Origin of the sequence: Aestuarium sp. (assembly GCF_023253315.1) — a bacterium.
GTDB classification, from domain to species: Bacteria; Pseudomonadota; Alphaproteobacteria; order Rhodobacterales; family Rhodobacteraceae; genus Marivivens; species Marivivens donghaensis.
This window is the reverse complement of record NZ_JALRGW010000015.1, coordinates 31,812-49,276: the sequence shown is the minus strand read 5'-3', so window position 1 is coordinate 49,276 and position 17,465 is coordinate 31,812. Positions and strand designations below refer to the sequence as shown.

Genomic DNA, 17,465 nt, shown 5'->3' with positions numbered 1-17,465 from the left:
TCAGTTTCAGATTGCACCCACAGCACGGCGCACCGCGGCAACACGATCCGCGTTCGCGGGGTGAGAGCCAAGAAACTGATCCCCCGGGTCAGGAATACGGGCAAAGAATGCAGCCCCGCGCAGCGCATCATACCCCGCTGCTGTCACGATACGGGCGGCCATCATATCCGCCTCTAGCTCGTAATCCTTGGAATAGGCACGGGAGGCCACAGCGGCACCAATCTCTCGCGCGGCTTGGACATTCGACGGGAGGCCCGTACCAGCAACCCCCGCCAATTCGCCAAAGATCATCGCGCCGACCGCCGCGTTGCGTTGTGTCCGTTCCAAATGCCCAGCGATGTGGTGCGAGGCTTCATGCGCCAAAACAAAGGCAAACTCGTCCTCGTTCTGGATGTCATCCAGTAGGGCTAGCGTAAACGCGATCACAGGACGCCCCGACCGATCCACGGTCTGAAACGCATTGGCCTGCGCACCGGGGGTGTCATCAATCACAATACGGAAATCGCAGTTGCGACGCGCATCTGTTCGAACGCAAATCTCTTCGACAAAGGGTTCCACGTCCTGCACCACGGCCACGAACATATTCGCGGTTTGGCGATCAGGCGTGACGGAAACAGCCTTGGGCGCAACGGTGGCCACGGTGATTGGTGGCATTGAACAACCAGCCAACCCGAAAACACCAAACATGAGAATGAGGAACGCCCGCATTGGCCTCTCGCTTTGCTTTGCGGCACCTTATCATTCCGCCGACGGCCCGTAAGCCCCTGATGCCGCGTCCTCACGGGATTGGCATCTCCTCTTTTCAAGTCGCGATTGCAGGTCTAGGCTGATCTCATGTTTACGATTGAACACGATTTCGATGCCACCGTCGTGACCTTGGTCGACGAAGACGCAGCCTTTTTGCAAGAGGATGTGACCGTCTCGGCGTTCGAGGATTGCATCACGGTTCAGCAGTTGGACCCGCGCACCGATCAGGTCGTTAAAATCACCCTGTCGCTGAGCCAGCTCCGCGATCTTGAGGCGGCATTGGATCTGCCAGAAGGTGTCTATCGTCTGCGCAAGGACGGCTAGACGATCCGAAACACCTTATCCCGCGATGTTGCGCCACGGATCAGATCGAGCCGCGTTTTGGGCACGCCCAGCGCTTTGGACAGCAGTTTGACCACCGCTTTGTTCGCTTTGCCGTCCTCAGGCACCGTGGTCACGTAGACACGGATCGTGTCATCTTCGAAGAGGATACGGTCACGGCTGGCCTTGGGTGTTACCCGCACAGCGATTTCAGCGCCCTCTACGGCAAGATGGGAAAGATCAGTCATAGCGACGGGTTTAATCTGCCGCTGCGTATAATTCTACCGATTGAATTCGGTCCCGTTAATGCCGATATCCCTAGTGAAGCAGGAGATTTTGATGACCGACACGACTATTCCGCCCCTCACCCGCAATGACGCCGCCGTAGATTTCCTTTTGACCCGCCGGTCGCGTCCCGCGAAAATGATCAAAGGGCCGGGGCCAGATCGTGCCGCATTGGAAACCATCCTAACCGCCGCAGCCCGCACACCCGACCACGGCGCATTGGTGCCATGGCGGTTTATCGTGTTGAGCAAAGAGGCTCTCGAAACCTACGCAGGCGCATTGCAAGCAGCGGGAGAGCGGCTAGGCATCGAACAAAGCAATATCGACAAACCCGCAACCGTCTACGCACAGTCTCCCTGCGCCGTTGTGGTCGTCTACAGCCCCAAAGACGCGGCAAAGGTGCCTGCGATCGAACAGCAGTATTCGGCGGGCGCTGTTTGCCTCAGCCTCGTCAATGCGGCACTCGCCACGGGTTGGGCTGCGTCATGGGTGTCTGGCTGGCATAGCCACGATCCACAGTTCACCGCCGAACAGTTGGGCGTCACCGCAGACGAAAAGGTTGCGGGCATCATCCATATCGGCACCGAAGGCATGGTGCCCCCAGAACGTCCGCGTCCTGACCTCGACCAGATTGTGACGTGGAAATGATCCTCGGCGATTTCTTTAAGGCCGTCGCTCAACTGGGCGATAGCCGTTTCCAGCGGGTTGTGATGCTCGGCATCGGGCTGACCATTGCCCTGCTCGTTGCGATCTACGCGGGCTTTCTGATGTTGATCGACTGGGCAGACCCCTCTGCCCTAACGCTCCCCGGGGTGGGTCAGGTCACGTGGCTGGGCGATCTGCTGTCGTGGGGGTCGCTGATCCTGATGATCGTGGCATCTATGTTCCTGATGGTGCCTGTCGCATCTGCGATGACGTCACTCTTTTTGGATGACGTGGCCCAAGCGGTTGAGGATCGCCATTATCCCCACCTGCCACCTGTCCCTCATGTGGGATTCTGGGACGGCCTGCGTGACACGATCAACTTCCTCGGCGTGCTGTTGGTCGGCAACATTCTGGCGTTCGTTCTGTCGACGCTCCTGCCGATCTTCGCACTTCCGATATTCTACATGCTGAACGGCTACCTACTGGGTCGGGAATATTTCACCCTCGCCGCCCAGCGCCGTGAGGGTCGCGAAGGCGCCAAAGCCATGCGTCGGCACTATTCGGGACAAATCTGGGTCGCGGGCTGCCTAATGGCAGTGCCACTATCGTTTCCGCTCGTAAACCTGTTCATTCCGGTGCTCGGCGCGGCGACATTTACCCACCTCTATCACCGGCTCGCGTCTCGCTGATTATTCAGCGGGACGGCTCACTTCGGGTGTGCTCATTCGGTGGAACCAATCTAGGTCGCGCACCGAAATCAGGCCCGACAGGATCACACCCGCGATCACACCCCAAAGCGGAACAGCCACCATCGTGGTGATCCACGCCTTGCGCTTAAAGCTAAAGTTCGCAGGGGACGATGCATGGGTCCCTTTGACCACCTCGCCCGCCTCACCCTGCGTTTCGAGCCGCAGCGGCAGGACGATAAAGAACACCATGAACCAGATCACGGCAAAGAGGACAAATGCGGACGTCGGAGCCATCGGACTCTCCTGTTAAAGTAAGGGGCGACGGACCGCCCCTTTTGTTTGATGCTTACATACTCTGCTTCAGGTCAGGGGCAAGCCTTAGACCTGCTCAAGCTCGACCAAGCAGCCGTTGAAATCTTTGGGGTGCAGGAACAGAACGGGTTTCCCATGCGCCCCGATTTTCGGCTCGCCTGTGCCCAGAACCCGTGCGCCTTGCTCTTTGAGCTTGTCACGCGCCGCGAGGATATCGTCGACCTCATAGCAGATGTGGTGAATGCCGCCCGCTGGGTTCTTTTCCAAAAAGCCCGCAATCGGAGAGTTCTCGCCCAACGGATACAGGAGTTCGATCTTTGTGTTCGGCAGTTCGATGAACACAACGGTCACGCCGTGATCAGGTTCGTCCTGCGGCGGGTTCACTTTGGCACCCAAAGTATCACGGTATTGCGCCGATGCGGCCTCTAGGTCCGGCACTGCAATGGCAACATGGTTCAAACGTCCGATCATGCGATCTCTCCCTCATAGCTTTGATCACCTTATCGCGGGTTCCGCCCCCCAAGGCAAAGCTGTCGTTTCGTCGCGGATTAATCTTTCATCAACCATGCTGGTGTTTTCTGACCTCATCCAACCCCGACCAAAGGGCCTGATGATGGACAGCCAAACCGATTTTATGATGACCCTCCCCCCCACCGCCAGCCGCCCCTTGGCTGGGCTGACGCTGCTCTTGGTCGAAGACAGCCGTTTCGCGTCCGAGGCGATGCGCCTCATGACCCAGAGGTCGGGCGCACGATTGCGGCGGGCGGATACGCTGGCGAGCGCGCGAATGCATCTACGCGTCTATCGTCCTGCCGTCGTGGTCATCGACCTAGGCTTGCCTGATGGCTACGGCGAAGGATTGATCACGGACCTGTCCCGCGCCCACCCCCGCGTTGATGTGATTCTCGGGACAAGCGGTGATCCAGACGGCGAAATGCGCTCAGTCGTGGCGGGTGCAGATGGGTTTCTGCCCAAACCAGTGGGGTCTTTGGCCGCGTTTCAGTCGCTCATCCTCAAGCACCTCCCGACGGATCGGCAACTACACGGATTGCGGGTTGTGACGAATGACAATGTCGTCCCTGATCTCGTGGCCTATGAGGACGACCTCGCCCAAGCAGCAGAGGTTCTGTCGCACTGCCATGACGGTCGGTCGCTCGACTATGTGACGCAGTTTCTATCGGGCATCGCCCGCAGTGCCGACGATCACACCCTCACCCACGCGGTCGCGGCGCTGGACCAATGCCGCCATGATGGACAACCGATTCTCCCGTCGTTGTCGCGGGTCATGGCGCTGGTGCAGGATCGTCTATCGGCACCGTCAGGACCGAGGCTACAGTAACCACAGACTACTTCGGATTGTTGCGACTGTCCGATCAATGCCACAATCACGTGCCTAGATTCCTCAAAAAAGGCACAAACCGTCCGCCAAGCAGCCCTAGTCAGATGTCAAACCTAATCTCAACGCGGCCCACGCCGTTAAGAGAGTTAGGAGTGAGATCATGGTAAAAATTATCGACCATATCTGGTCAGAGGACAAAGGCAGCGACCTTGTAGATTGGGTCGTATTGACTGCTGGCCTCATTATGCTGGCCGTTGCCGTAGTTGCCGTGATCGATACATCGACTGGAAAATTTGCTGCGGATAGCCTCCCTCTCTACACCGCAACTGGCGTTTAAGACTTAATCCTCCACGTAAAAAGGCCGGTCAGGTTTCCCTACCGGCCTCTTTGTTTATCTGGCGTTTGCCTTACTTTTCCTGCGGAACAACGCGCAGGTTCAGTTCGCGGAGCTGTTCGTTGGTCGGATCGCTCGGCGCGTTCATCATCAGGTCTTCTGCGCGCTGGTTCATCGGGAACATGATGACTTCGCGGATGTTCGCTTCTTCAGCCAAGAGCATCACGATACGGTCGATGCCTGCTGCGCAACCACCGTGCGGCGGAGCGCCGTATTGGAACGCGTTAACCATGCCGCCGAACCGCTTTTCGACTTCTTCTTTGCCGTAGCCAGCGATTTCAAAGGCTTTGAACATGATCTCAGGCTTGTGGTTACGGATCGCGCCCGACACCAGTTCGTAGCCGTTACAAGCAAGGTCATATTGGAACCCACGAACGGCCAGCGGATCGCCCAACAGCGCGTCCATACCACCTTGCGGCATCGAGAATGGGTTGTGTTCGAAGTCGATTTTGCCAGTCTCGTCGTCTTTTTCGTAGATCGGGAAGTCCACGATCCAAGCAAAGGCGAAACGGTTCTTGTCGGTCAGGCCCAGTTCTTCGCCGATGACGTTCCGGGCTTTGCCAGCAACCGATTCAAAGGCTTTCGGCTTACCACCGAGGAAGAACGCCGCGTCACCGATACCGAGGCCAAGCTGCTGACGGATCGCTTCGGTGCGCTCTGGGCCGATGTTTTTAGCAAGCGGGCCAGCCGCTTCCATTTCACCGTCAGTTTCACGCCAGAAGATGTAACCCATGCCCGGCAGACCCTCTTTCTGAGCGAAAGCGTTCATGCGGTCACAGAATTTACGGCTGCCACCTGTCGGCGCAGGAATTGCGCGCACTTCGGTGCCGTCTTGTTCGAGCAGTTTCGCAAAGATCGCAAAGCCAGACCCGCGGAAGTGTTCCGAGCAGTCCTGCATTTTAATCGGGTTGCGAAGGTCGGGTTTGTCCGAACCATACCACAGCGCCGCGTCTTTGTAGGAAATCTGGGTCCAGTCGCGGTCGACCTTTTTCCCGCCGCCGAACTCTTCAAAGATGCCAGCGATCACGGGCTCAACGGTGTCGAACACGTCTTGCTGGGTGACGAACGACATTTCCATGTCGAGCTGGTAGAAGTCAGTCGGCGAACGGTCAGCGCGCGGGTCTTCGTCGCGGAAGCACGGCGCGATCTGGAAGTATTTGTCGTAGCCCGACACCATGATCAGCTGTTTGAACTGCTGCGGTGCCTGCGGCAGTGCGTAGAATTTGCCCGGGTGCAGACGCGACGGAACGAGGAAGTCACGTGCGCCTTCAGGCGAGGAAGCCGTGATGATCGGGGTCTGGAATTCGCGGAAACCTTTGTCCCACATGCGACGACGCATGGAGGCAACAACGTCAGACCGCAGCTTCATGTTGGTCTGCATCGCTTCGCGGCGCAGATCGAGGTAGCGGTATTTCAGACGGGTTTCTTCGGGGTATTCCTGATCGCCAAACACCATCAGCGGAAGTTCAGCGGCTGCGCCCAGCACTTCGATGTCGCGAACAAAGACTTCGATTTCGCCGGTTGGCAGTTTCGGGTTCACCAGCTCTGGATCGCGGGCCTTCACCTCGCCATCAATGCGGATACACCATTCCGAACGAACCTTTTCGACAGCTGAGAACGCAGCCGAGTCGGGGTCGCAGAGAACCTGCGTCACGCCGTAGGTGTCGCGCAGGTCGATAAAGAGGATACCGCCGTGGTCGCGCACACGGTGGACCCAGCCCGACAGGCGGACGGTCTCACCAACGTTGTCTTTCGTCAGTGCGGCGCAGGTATGAGTGCGATAGGCGTGCATAATGTCATGTCCCTTGGGTTTGCGGGGTTCCGCGCCGATACACAGGGTTCACCGCCCGATGTCAAGCAAAGGGCGCGAGTTGAACGCGGATAAGGCCTCTTAAAGCGTTCCCCATGTGGATTTCGCGGGCTTTTGATAGGTCAGAGAGGGTCAGAACCTGTTCCTCCCACCCGTTCTGGATCAGTGACTGCCGCAGGACACCGGGCAAAAGACCGGAGGTCAGCGGCGGCGTTACCCTTCGTCCGTCCTCGGTCACGACAAAGATATTGGTGATCGTGCCCTCGCAAACCTCACCCTGTTCATTGAGGAACAGCCACTCATCTACGCCACTCGGAAGATCAGCGCGAGCCTGATTATAGAGCGCGCGATTGGTGGTTTTTACTTGTAGCCACGGGTCATCGGAATTTAGTCGGGTGTTATGAACTGCAACGGTCCAATGCGGCGGATTGGGCGGCAGATGGCCCGTTTCGACCACCGCATCACCAGCCTCGTTCAGCGTCAGACGAATGCGTTCATGCCCTTCGGTCGCGTCCGCCAACGCAGAACGAACCCGTGCCTCATCAAAGGGATAGCCCAGCGCCTCGGCACCGCGTTTCAACCGCGCAAGGTGGAAATCAAGGTAGCGAATACCATCCGCCCCACGCCCCATCGTTTCGATCAGGAGGAGGTCTTTGGGTCGATCTGTGCGAAGCGCGCTTTCCATAAGGCTTCCTCGTATTCCGATGCTGGGGTCGAATCCCATACGATCCCGCCGCCCACGTTCAGTGTCGCCTGATCCCCGTCTACCATAAGCGTGCGGATCGCGACGTTGAATTCTGCCCGCCCGTCTGGCGCAAACCAACCGATAGACCCGCAGTAGACCTCGCGTGGCGCGGTCTCGAGTTCTTCGATGATCTCCATCGCCCGCAATTTCGGCGCACCCGTGATGGACCCGCAAGGGAACAGCGCCTGCAAAATATCGGGTAAGGTCACGTCATCCATCAAACGCGCCTCAACACGGCTGATCATCTGATGAACGGTCGCATAGGTTTCGACATGGAACAGTTTCGGCACCTTAACCGTCCCCGCGACAGAGATTCGCGAGATGTCATTGCGGAGCAAATCCACGATCATCAGGTTTTCGGCGCGGTTCTTTTCATCCATCGACAGGAACGCCTTATTCGCGGCGTCCTCGTCTTCGGTCTTACCGCGCGGCATAGTACCTTTCATCGGCGCGGTTTCGATCATCCCGTCTTTGATCCGGAAAAACAGTTCGGGCGAACGCGAGAGAATCGCAGGGCCGTCCTGAACGACCAGCGCCGAATGACCGACGGCCTGACGCGCAGCGAGCGCGCCGTAGATGCCTTCGGGCGATCCATCGACCGTTGTGGCAATCGGAAATGTCAGATTGGCCTGATAAATATCGCCCGCCGCGATGTAGTCGCGCAGTTTCCCAATCGCATCGGCATGTTTTGGCGCATCCCAAAGCGGGGCCAATTCTCCGATTGTCCCATCGGCCTCTGGCATCACCGCGGGCTTTGGCCCGCCATAAACCCCGAACCGTAACAGCGGCAGTTTACGGTTCTTTGGCATCAACGGCAAAAGTCGCGACTCTAACGCATAGCCTAGTTCGTATGAACAATAGCCAACCAGCCAGCCCTTGGCGGCCTTCAGCGCCTCGAACGCGGCGGGGATATCTTCGGGCTCCCATGCCTCAATGATTTGATGCGGCACATCAAATTCAGCCGCTGACCCATTTGGCCCTCGGTCAAATAAAACACGCATTTTTCACACCTAATCTTTGCATGCTGGACGGATAAACCAGCCATTCAGCCAGCGACAGTACAAAAGCGACATGGTTTTCGCTAATCATACCCCTTGAACCTTGGGCGACTCTGTCTATAACGCCCAACAATTTGGGCGCGCTATGCGCTCTGCTGTCTGCTGCCATAACATATGAGGGTCCCATGCCGAAGAGAACCGACATCAAGTCGATCATGATCATCGGAGCGGGGCCAATTGTGATTGGCCAAGCTTGCGAGTTTGACTACTCGGGCGCTCAAGCGTGTAAAGCACTTCGCGAAGAAGGCTACCGCGTCATCCTCGTGAACTCGAACCCCGCAACGATCATGACCGACCCTGGTCTGGCCGATGCTACCTACATCGAACCGATCACCCCTGAGGTCGTCGCGAAGATCATCGAGAAAGAACGCCCCGACGCGCTTCTCCCGACGATGGGCGGTCAAACGGGCCTGAACACCTCGCTCGCTCTGGCGGACATGGGTGTGCTTGAGAAATTCAACGTCCAACTCATCGGTGCGAACCGCGAAGCGATCGAGATGGCCGAAGACCGCAAACTGTTCCGCGAAGCGATGGACCGTATCGGCCTCGAAAACCCGCGCGCGACGATTGTGACTGCCCCGAAAAACGAAAAGGGCAAACACGACATCGACGCTGGTGTGAAAATCGCGATGGAAGCACTGGAAGACATCGGTCTGCCTGCAATTATCCGTCCTGCGTTCACCTTGGGCGGCACCGGCGGTGGCGTTGCGTATAACCGCGAAGAATACGAATACTACTGCCGCTCGGGCATGGATGCATCGCCAGTAGGTCAGATCCTCGTCGATGAATCGCTCTTGGGCTGGAAAGAATACGAAATGGAAGTGGTCCGCGACAAAGCGGATAACGCCATCATCGTCTGTTCGATCGAAAACGTGGACCCGATGGGCGTGCACACAGGCGACTCGATCACTGTGGCCCCTGCCCTGACCCTGACCGACAAAGAATACCAGATCATGCGCACTGCTTCGATCGCGGTTCTGCGTGAGATCGGCGTTGAGACAGGTGGTTCGAACGTTCAATGGGCCGTAAACCCCAAAGACGGCCGTATGGTCGTCATCGAAATGAACCCGCGCGTGTCGCGTTCGTCGGCTCTGGCCTCCAAGGCGACAGGTTTCCCGATTGCTAAAATCGCGGCGAAACTGGCTGTGGGTTACACGCTCGACGAATTGGACAACGACATCACCAAGGTCACGCCGGCATCGTTCGAGCCGACCATCGACTATGTCGTCACCAAAATCCCGCGCTTCGCATTTGAGAAGTTCCCGGGCTCTGAACCCTACCTCACCACCGCGATGAAATCCGTGGGCGAGGCGATGGCGATTGGCCGGACCTTCCACGAGTCGGTCCAGAAAGCCCTCGCTTCGATGGAAACTGGCCTGACTGGTTTTGACGAAGTGAAAATTCCGGGCGCACCGGACAAGGCCGCTGTCTCTGCCGCTCTTGGCAAGGCGACGCCTGACCGTCTGCGCACCATCGCTCAGGCGATGCGCCACGGCTTTACCAACGATGAAATCATTGCGATCACTTCGTTCGATCCGTGGTTCCTCGACCGTATCCGCGAAATCATCGAAGTCGAACAGGACGTGGCTAAAAACGGCCTGCCTGTGACCGAAGATGGTCTGCGTAAGCTCAAGATGATGGGCTTCACCGACGCACGTCTTGCGAAGCTGACAGGCCGCGACGAAGCACAGGTGCGCCGCGCACGTCAGAACCTCGGCGTTACGGCTGTGTTCAAACGCATCGACACCTGCGCTGCAGAGTTCGAAGCGCAGACACCCTACATGTATTCCACCTACGAAGCCGCAGCGATGGGCGACGTGGAATGCGAAAGCCGTCCGACCGACCGTAAGAAAGTCGTGATCCTCGGCGGTGGCCCGAACCGTATCGGTCAAGGTATCGAGTTTGACTACTGCTGCTGTCACGCATGTTTCTCGCTGACCGATCAGGGTTACGAGACCATCATGATCAACTGCAACCCCGAGACCGTGTCGACCGACTACGACACCTCGGACCGTCTGTATTTCGAACCGCTGACCTTTGAGCACGTGATGGAAATCCTGCGCGTGGAACAGGACAACGGCACCCTGCACGGCGTTATCGTTCAGTTCGGCGGCCAAACTCCGCTGAAACTCGCTAACGCTTTGGAAGAAGCAGGTATTCCGATCCTCGGCACCTCGCCGGACGCAATCGACCTCGCGGAAGACCGCGAACGGTTCCAAGACCTCGTGAACCGTCTGGGCCTGAAACAGCCTGTGAACGGCATCGCGTCGACCGACGAACAAGCGTTTGCAATCGCTGCTGACATCGGCTTCCCGCTGGTGATCCGTCCGTCCTACGTTCTGGGTGGCCGTGCGATGGAAATCGTGCGCGATCAGGCGCAGCTCGAACGCTACATCGCCGAAGCTGTGGTTGTTTCGGGCGATAGCCCTGTTCTCTTGGACAGCTATCTCGCGGGCGCGACCGAAGTTGACGTCGACGCACTTTGCGACGGTAAAAACGTCCACGTTGCGGGCATCATGGAACACATCGAAGAAGCAGGCGTTCACTCTGGTGACTCCGCATGCTGTCTGCCTCCGCACACCCTGTCGGCAGAGATCGTTGCTGAAATCCGCAAACAGACCCAAGCTCTCGCACTCGCGCTCGAAGTCAAAGGCCTGATGAACGTTCAGTTCGCAGTCAAAGACGGCGAAGTTTACCTGATCGAAGTTAACCCGCGTGCATCCCGCACCGTGCCGTTCGTTGCAAAAGCAACCGACAGCGCGATTGCATCGATCGCTGCCCGCCTGATGGCTGGCGAACCGCTGTCGAACTTCCCAGTGCGCGAACCTTATGACGAAACCATCAGCGCTGATCAGATGCAGCCGCAGGGCGACCCGTTCACCCTCGCTGATCCGAAAACACCTTGGTTCTCGGTCAAAGAGGCTGTCCTGCCCTTCGCTCGCTTCCCCGGCGTTGACACCATCCTCGGACCGGAAATGCGCTCCACGGGTGAGGTCATGGGTTGGGACCGTTCGTTCGCACGTGCGTTCCTCAAGGCGCAGATGGGTGCAGGCACCCACCTGCCGACCGAAGGCACCGTGTTCATCTCGGTTCGTGACAACGACAAGACCGCAGGCATGGTCGAAGCGGCGAAAACCGTCTCTGACCTTGGCTTCAAAATCCTCGCGACCCGCGGCACCGCTTCGTTCCTGAGCGAAAACGGCATCGACTGCGAAATCGTCAACAAAGTTTACGAGGGTGGCCGCACAATCGTCGACCTCTTGAAAGACGGCAAAGTGGACCTCTTGTTCAACACCACCGAAGGCGCGCAGGCTGTGAACGACAGCCGCGATATCCGCTCGGTCGCTCTGTATGACAAGCTGCCCTACTTCACCACGGCGGCAGGTAGCCAAGCTGCGGCTCAGGCGATGAAGGCCCGCGTTGAGGACGATATCAGCGTCCGCAGCCTCCAAGGTTAATCGCGCAGACATCGATCAAAGGCCGGACCATCGCGTCCGGCCTTTTTCGTTGGGTCAAACGACCTTTGGTCAATCTGGACAACTAGGGGATTAACGCCCACTCTGCCCCAACGATGTTGGAGGAACCCATGCATTCTGTCGTCCTGACCGCCACCGGCGTATTCACCCCGTCCGAAGTCATCACGAATGACGAACTGGTCGAAGCCTTCAACACCTACGCGGACCTCCAGAACGCTCAGAACGCGGATGCGATTGAAGCGGGCGATATCGCAGCGATCCCCCATTCGAGCAGCGATTTCATTCTAGCCGCCTCTGGCATCGAACAGCGGTATGTCATGTCGCGCGATGGCATCCTCGACCCGACGCGGATGTATCCACGACTTCCCGAACGGTCCGACGACGAACCGTCGCTTATGGCCGAGATTGGCGTGAAGGCCGCGCAGACCGCGCTGGACCGTGCGGGTCTAACTGGGGCGGACGTGGACCTGATCCTATGCGCTGCGTCGAATATGGAACGCGCCTACCCCGCGATGGCGGTGGAAATTCAGCAGCTCATCGGCGCGGGCGGTATGGCTTTTGACATGAACGTCGCCTGTTCGTCCGCAACCTTTGGCATCCAAACCGCCGCCGACATGATCCGCGCGGGATCGGTGAAACGTGCCCTTGTGATCTCGCCCGAGATTACCTCTGGCCACCTCGAATGGCGCGACCGCGATTGCCATTTCATCTTTGGCGATGTTGCGACGGCAGTTCTGCTAGAGCGCGACGAAGGACAAGATGGGTTCAGCGTTCTCTCAACCCGCTGCGCCACCCAGTTTTCGAACAATATCCGCAATAACAACGGCTTCTTGCGACCGACCCGTGACGCAATGGAAGACCGCCGCGATATGCGGTTCATGCAGAACGGACGCAAAGTGTTCAAAGAAGTGCTGCCATTGGTCAGCGCCCATATCGCCAATCACATGGCCGACGAAGGTGTTGAGGCGGCAGACCTCAAACGTCTGTGGCTCCATCAGGCGAACAAGACGATGAACGACTACATCGGCAAAAAGGTTCTAGGCCGCGAACCCGAAGCAGGCGAACAGCCCAACATCCTGCAGGACTACGCAAACACCTCGTCCGCAGGGTCGATCATCGCTTTTGACAAATACTCTGCCGATTTGACCAGCGGGGACATGGGCCTGATCTGTTCGTTTGGCGCGGGGTATTCTGTTGGCTCAGTAATCGTACGGCGCAAATAATCAGACCACGCGACGTTCGAGATGCACTTTCAGGCCCAATAAGGTCTTCTGAAGGGCCATCGCCTCGCGCAGCATACGGCGGGTGTCGTTCTCGGACATGTCCGCCTCAAGCGAGCGACCAAATTCAGCCATCAAAGTCGCATACTGCTCGCTCAACCCGATCATGATCGCGCAAAGCCCTTCGGGCTGCGTCTCTGCATCACCCAGTTTGATCGCACGAATTTCGGCCAAAGCAGATGTCACATGCGGATAAGACGCGACGGCTTCTAACGCGGCCACAGTATCGACCGGCATATAGCGTTCGGCATGTTCTGGAGCTTCAGAGTAATACCGACCCAAGGTCGCCTTGGACTTGCCTGAAACACGACAAGCAACCTCGATCCCGACATCTTTGACCAAGGCCTCGGTGTGTTTTTTCAAATAACCATTCACTACGGATGAACCTCTAACGCGGTGTACATTTTATTTCGGGGAACCAACCCGATTGTTTCCCATTACACGTTATTGGTTAATTTACCATACATCAGCGTGCATAGCGTGCATTTACCGCACCGCATGCCCCGATTCAGTTTCCAGAATGCGCTGCGGAACCGCCGCGCTAGGCCAGAGAATGCGACCCCATCCTGCGCGCTGTTGGCGGCTTGCCGATCTTCACCGCACCGCGTTCTCTGGCCGCTCAAATCACCTGAGACAGCCCTCTTGCATCTGGGCGGCCCTGCCGCTTATTCCTCTGCCATGGCAAAGCTCTATTTCAATTATTCGACCATGAACGCTGGCAAGTCGACGATCCTCTTGCAAGCGAGTCACAACTATATCGAACGCGGGATGCAGACCTATCTGCTGACCGCGCGGTTTGATGATCGTGCAGGCGCTGGCCGCATTGCGAGCCGCATTGGTATTGGCGCTGATGCCGACACCTACACGCCCGAAAGCGATCTCTTTGCCCAGATCGAAACCCGTTTGAACGAAGGTCCTTGCGCCTGTGTTTTCGTCGATGAGGCGCAGTTCCTGACCGAGACCCAAGTCTGGCAGCTCGCCCGCGTGGTGGATGACCTCAACGTGCCGATCATGTGCTACGGGCTGCGCGTCGATTTTCAGGGCAAACTGTTCCCTGGTTCAGCCGCCCTACTCGCCCTTGCGGATGAAATGCGCGAAGTGCGGACGATCTGCCATTGCGGGAAAAAAGCGACCATGGTCGTTCGCAAAGACGAAAACGGCGTCGTTGTGACCGATGGTGCGCAGGTGTCGATCGGCGGCAATGATCGCTACGTATCCCTTTGCCGCCGACATTGGCGCGAAGCCGTGGGTGATCGCGGTTAATTCACCCGCTGTGGCGGCTCGCGACCCTCGCTCCACGCGATGATGTTATCGAGCGCCATCTGCCCCATCGCCTGACGGGTTTCGACTGTCGCAGAGCCTAGGTGCGGCAGCAGCACACAGTTTTCCAACGCCACGAGACGCGCAGGCACATGCGGTTCGTGCTCATACACGTCCAGACCGGCGCCAGCGATTTTGCCTGCCTCCAGTACATCGATCAGCGCGGTTTCATCGACCACTTCACCGCGTGCGATGTTCACGAAAATTCCATGTGGCTGCATTGCATCCAGCACGTCGGCGTTGATCAGATACCGCGTCTCTGCGCCACCTGGCACAGTCACAACGAGGAAATCGACAGACGCCGCAAGCTCGGTCAGGCTGGTGATCTGTGTCGCAGGGAAATCGACCGCCTTGGGGCTGCGGTTGTAGAACAGAACCTCCATCCCGAACCCGTAATGGCAACGACGCGCAACCGCTTGACCGATGCGGCCCATGCCGACGATACCAACGCGTTTACCCGTCACATGAGTGCCGAGTTTTACCTTCGGGCCAAAGCCCTCCCACTGGCCCGCACGCAGCATCCGTTCGCCTTCGCCCGCACGTCGTGCGGTGGCGAGAATGAGCGTCAGGCCGATATCAGCCGTCGCATCCGTCAGAACGTCAGGCGTGTTGGTGACGATCACCCCAGCCTTAGCAGCAGCGGCCGCGTCGATGTGGTTATACCCAACACCGAAATTACCGAGGATCTTGCACCGCATTTCCCCCGCAAAAGCATCAGCCGAGAACTCATCGCCCAAGGTTGGCAGGATCGCGTCGTAAGTCGCCAAAGCCTCTGCCGAGTCTGCGACCGTCAACGGATTGCCGTCCGTCCGAACAGTCAGATCAAACAGCCCCGCCGCCTGTTCGAGAACAGGTTCCGCGATTTGGCGCGTGATGAGTAGTTTCTTCAATGTAGCCTCCCCCCGACTGGCACCACGTCATCGGGGCCAACCAAAACAATGTCGCCGTTTTCGTCCGGCAGCCCGAGCACCAGAACCTCAGACATGAACTTCCCGATTTGCCGAGGCGGGAAATTCACAACGCCCATCACCTGTTTCCCAACAAGCTCTTCTGGCGTGTAGTGTTTGGTCACTTGCGCCGAACTGCGACGTTCACCGATCTCTCCTCCGAAATCGATCCACATCTTGATCGCGGGTTTGCGGGCCTCGGGATAGGGTTCCGCACGGATGACACGACCCACGCGGATGTCCACCTTTAGGAAATCATCAAAGTCGATGTCAGCCATTGGATAGTTCCTGATCCCGTTTCACCGCAGCCTCGACCGCACGAACGAGAAGTGGCGGGAAACCATCTGTATCGTTCATCAGAACTTGCAAGGCCTCATAGGTCACTCCGTTCGGAGAGGTCACGTTTTGGCGGAGCGTTGCAGGGTCCTCAGCGGCTTCTTCGGCCAGTGCGCCTGCACCACCCACCGTCGCTTTGGCGAGCTTCATCGCCAAATCAGGCGCAAGTCCCGCGCCGACACCCGCCGCAGCCATCGCTTCGATCAGATGGAAAACATAGGCAGGGCCACAGCCAGAAATCGCGGTAACCGCGCTCATCTGATGTTCACCCTCAAGGCGCACAACCTGCCCAATGGCCGACAAGAGCGCATCAGCAAGATCGAGCATTGGGCCAGACGCATGAGCATTGCCAACGATGGCCGTGATCCCACGACCGATCGCAGCGGGCGTGTTCGGCATCGCGCGAATGATTGGCGTCTGGGCACCCAACATTGTCTCATAGGTGGCAATCGTGATCCCAGCTGCAACAGACAGGAACACGGTCGTGCCATTGCCCAAGGCCTGTAAGGTCGGCAGGGCATCACCCATCATCTGCGGTTTCACCGCAACCAGAACAACCGCTGGATCAGCAGGGAGCGCTTGGTTCACGTGCACCCCTTGCGCCTTGAGCCAATCGCTCGGGAATGGGTCGTTCACCCAAACAGACGTTGCGGGCAGTCCCGACTTCAACCAGCCCGCCAGCATAGCCGAACCCATTTTACCGCAGCCCAGCAAAACCAGTCCGCGATGCGCAACATCATCCATATTCATGAGAATTCCCCGTGTCATTTGCACTATTGATAGCAGGCAAACGAACGGGTTCAAGGCGCGGCGGTTGATCCCCGCCCCGCCGATAAAGTGTTACGCTGTGCCGTAAGCTTCGGTGAGAGCGATCTGCATCGCCTCTGCAACGTCACGTTCGGCCCAAGTGACCAGTTGGAACGCAGGATAGAACCGTTCACAGCTCATGACCGCCGCACCGATGATTGTATCGATCTGATCAGGCGTCGCGATCTGGTCGGTGCCCAGCACCAGACCGTAACGGAATACCATGACCTTTTGCCCTGTCCACCATGTGAAATTACCAGACCAGCACATCTCATTCGCCGCGTTCAGCGCCTCATACAAGGCTGGCTCGCGGTGTGCGGGTGGCTCCATATCGAAGGTGCAGATCAGACGGAGGGTCTGATCATAGTGGGACCACGCGAGAGTGATGGAATAGGTGCGCCATTGGCCTTCGACTTGCATCGCGATTTGGTCGTCCGCGATACGGTCGAATTCCCATTCGTGAAATTCAGCGATGTTTTCAACGACATCAATCGGATGAATGTCACCGCTGTCTTCGAAATGCTCGGTCAGTGCCATTGCTCGGCCTCGTTCGCTATTGCGCTTGGGCATAAGCAGCGTCCCTAGCGCTTGGTGCCTGCTCTAGGACCTGTGGAATTATCCACAACCCCATACGATATATGGTGGGCCGAGAGGCGCTATTCTGTAAAGCACTTTCTTGGGGATAACGCAGCCATCGCCGAAATTTCATGTGGATGACTCAAAAAAACCGCAGCGTTCGAAAACGAAAAAGGCGGCATTTACGCCGCCTCGTCCCTTATCTTGGTCTCTTAAAAACAGCTATCGCGTCAAAATCACGCCAGCCGCGCAAAGCGCGATCACCGAAGCCACCCAAAAACTCTTGCGGTTTCGCAAAGGCGTACGAGCGTTACACCAACCACAAAACTCAGATCCGAACCGGAGTTTGTGATCGCACTTCGGACATTTAAACAACCG

General features: G+C 57.7%; 20 protein-coding genes. 8 read left to right on the top strand and 12 right to left on the bottom strand.

Features of this window, described 5'->3' with window-relative positions:
- Positions 1-6: 6 nt before the first annotated feature.
- Positions 7-654 carry a M48 family metallopeptidase gene (locus AC1QQ2_RS09200; protein WP_479712903.1) on the bottom strand — a complete coding sequence of 216 codons (648 nt, stop codon included), beginning with the start codon at positions 652-654 and terminating at the stop codon, positions 7-9.
- A gap of 180 nt (positions 655-834) precedes the next feature.
- Here AC1QQ2_RS09200 and AC1QQ2_RS09195 point away from each other — a divergent pair, with 180 nt between their 5' ends.
- Entirely contained in the window at positions 835-1,071 is a 237-nt protein-coding gene (locus tag AC1QQ2_RS09195; protein ID WP_067550788.1) for a hypothetical protein, read from the top strand.
- Here AC1QQ2_RS09195 and AC1QQ2_RS09190 read toward each other — a convergent pair.
- On the bottom strand, positions 1,068-1,316 hold the full coding sequence (locus AC1QQ2_RS09190) for a DUF167 domain-containing protein (RefSeq protein WP_479712902.1): 249 nt from the start codon (positions 1,314-1,316) through the stop codon (positions 1,068-1,070). The two genes, AC1QQ2_RS09195 and AC1QQ2_RS09190, sit on opposite strands and share 4 nt — an antisense overlap.
- A gap of 91 nt (positions 1,317-1,407) precedes the next feature.
- Between AC1QQ2_RS09190 and AC1QQ2_RS09185 the strand changes: the two genes are divergently transcribed.
- Together AC1QQ2_RS09185 and AC1QQ2_RS09180 are read left to right on the top strand one after the other, a co-directional pair.
- Positions 1,408-2,001 (top strand): nitroreductase family protein, encoded by a 594-nt coding sequence (locus AC1QQ2_RS09185; protein ID WP_479712901.1) that lies wholly within the window; start codon positions 1,408-1,410, stop codon positions 1,999-2,001.
- Positions 1,998-2,687 carry an EI24 domain-containing protein gene (locus tag AC1QQ2_RS09180; RefSeq protein WP_105234199.1) on the top strand — a complete coding sequence of 230 codons (690 nt, stop codon included), beginning with the start codon at positions 1,998-2,000 and terminating at the stop codon, positions 2,685-2,687. The genes AC1QQ2_RS09185 and AC1QQ2_RS09180 overlap by 4 nt, the downstream gene beginning before the upstream one ends.
- On the opposite strand, the gene AC1QQ2_RS09175 is transcribed toward AC1QQ2_RS09180, so the two are convergent.
- Both AC1QQ2_RS09175 and mce read right to left on the bottom strand, forming a co-directional pair.
- Positions 2,688-2,981, bottom strand: coding sequence for a DUF1467 family protein (locus tag AC1QQ2_RS09175; protein ID WP_067550792.1), 294 nt, complete (start codon positions 2,979-2,981; stop codon positions 2,688-2,690). It lies immediately after the preceding gene.
- 84 nt (positions 2,982-3,065) lie between these two features.
- Positions 3,066-3,470 carry a methylmalonyl-CoA epimerase gene (mce, locus tag AC1QQ2_RS09170; protein WP_105234198.1) on the bottom strand — a complete coding sequence of 135 codons (405 nt, stop codon included), beginning with the start codon at positions 3,468-3,470 and terminating at the stop codon, positions 3,066-3,068.
- Positions 3,471-3,612: 142 nt separating this feature from the next.
- On the opposite strand from mce, the gene AC1QQ2_RS09165 reads away from it, so the two are divergent.
- Complete coding sequence (locus AC1QQ2_RS09165; protein WP_479712919.1) at positions 3,613-4,338, top strand: response regulator; 726 nt, start codon at positions 3,613-3,615, stop codon at positions 4,336-4,338.
- Between the two features lie 160 nt (positions 4,339-4,498).
- Positions 4,499-4,675: a hypothetical protein gene (locus AC1QQ2_RS09160; protein ID WP_156529597.1), complete on the top strand. Its 177-nt coding sequence runs from the start codon at positions 4,499-4,501 to the stop codon at positions 4,673-4,675.
- A gap of 70 nt (positions 4,676-4,745) precedes the next feature.
- Here the strand turns inward: AC1QQ2_RS09160 and aspS are convergent, their stop codons facing one another.
- The 3 genes from aspS to AC1QQ2_RS09145 form a co-directional block, all read right to left on the bottom strand.
- On the bottom strand, positions 4,746-6,524 hold the full coding sequence (gene aspS / locus AC1QQ2_RS09155) for an aspartate--tRNA ligase (protein WP_249946909.1): 1,779 nt from the start codon (positions 6,522-6,524) through the stop codon (positions 4,746-4,748).
- A gap of 61 nt (positions 6,525-6,585) precedes the next feature.
- Positions 6,586-7,227, bottom strand: coding sequence for an aminotransferase class IV family protein (locus AC1QQ2_RS09150; RefSeq protein ID WP_479712900.1), 642 nt, complete (start codon positions 7,225-7,227; stop codon positions 6,586-6,588).
- Entirely contained in the window at positions 7,182-8,288 is a 1,107-nt protein-coding gene (locus tag AC1QQ2_RS09145) for an aminodeoxychorismate synthase component I (protein WP_479712899.1), read from the bottom strand. The genes AC1QQ2_RS09150 and AC1QQ2_RS09145 overlap by 46 nt, the downstream gene beginning before the upstream one ends.
- A gap of 182 nt (positions 8,289-8,470) precedes the next feature.
- Here AC1QQ2_RS09145 and carB point away from each other — a divergent pair, with 182 nt between their 5' ends.
- Positions 8,471-11,803: a carbamoyl-phosphate synthase large subunit gene (gene carB / locus AC1QQ2_RS09140; protein ID WP_479712898.1), complete on the top strand. Its 3,333-nt coding sequence runs from the start codon at positions 8,471-8,473 to the stop codon at positions 11,801-11,803.
- A gap of 128 nt (positions 11,804-11,931) precedes the next feature.
- Positions 11,932-13,044, top strand: a complete 1,113-nt coding sequence (locus AC1QQ2_RS09135; RefSeq protein WP_479712897.1) for a beta-ketoacyl-ACP synthase III — start codon at positions 11,932-11,934, stop codon at positions 13,042-13,044.
- On the opposite strand, the gene AC1QQ2_RS09130 is transcribed toward AC1QQ2_RS09135, so the two are convergent.
- A complete protein-coding gene (locus AC1QQ2_RS09130) occupies positions 13,045-13,464 on the bottom strand; it encodes a hypothetical protein (RefSeq protein ID WP_479712896.1) in 420 nt (139 codons plus the stop codon). It abuts the gene before it with no gap.
- A 315-nt stretch (positions 13,465-13,779) separates the two neighbouring features.
- On the opposite strand from AC1QQ2_RS09130, the gene AC1QQ2_RS09125 reads away from it, so the two are divergent.
- A complete protein-coding gene (locus AC1QQ2_RS09125; protein WP_249947057.1) occupies positions 13,780-14,364 on the top strand; it encodes a thymidine kinase in 585 nt (194 codons plus the stop codon).
- Here the strand turns inward: AC1QQ2_RS09125 and AC1QQ2_RS09120 are convergent.
- The 4 genes from AC1QQ2_RS09120 to AC1QQ2_RS09105 form a co-directional block, all read right to left on the bottom strand.
- On the bottom strand, positions 14,361-15,311 hold the full coding sequence (locus AC1QQ2_RS09120) for a 2-hydroxyacid dehydrogenase (protein WP_479712895.1): 951 nt from the start codon (positions 15,309-15,311) through the stop codon (positions 14,361-14,363). The two genes, AC1QQ2_RS09125 and AC1QQ2_RS09120, sit on opposite strands and share 4 nt — an antisense overlap.
- Positions 15,308-15,646, bottom strand: a complete 339-nt coding sequence (locus tag AC1QQ2_RS09115; RefSeq protein ID WP_105234190.1) for a tRNA-binding protein — start codon at positions 15,644-15,646, stop codon at positions 15,308-15,310. The genes AC1QQ2_RS09120 and AC1QQ2_RS09115 overlap by 4 nt, the downstream gene beginning before the upstream one ends.
- Positions 15,639-16,454, bottom strand: coding sequence for a pyrroline-5-carboxylate reductase (gene proC / locus AC1QQ2_RS09110; protein WP_105234189.1), 816 nt, complete (start codon positions 16,452-16,454; stop codon positions 15,639-15,641). Before proC ends, AC1QQ2_RS09115 begins: the two co-directional genes overlap by 8 nt.
- Before the next feature lie 90 nt (positions 16,455-16,544).
- Positions 16,545-17,048, bottom strand: coding sequence for a type III secretion system chaperone family protein (locus tag AC1QQ2_RS09105; protein WP_105234188.1), 504 nt, complete (start codon positions 17,046-17,048; stop codon positions 16,545-16,547).
- Between the last annotated feature and the right edge of the window lie 417 nt (positions 17,049-17,465).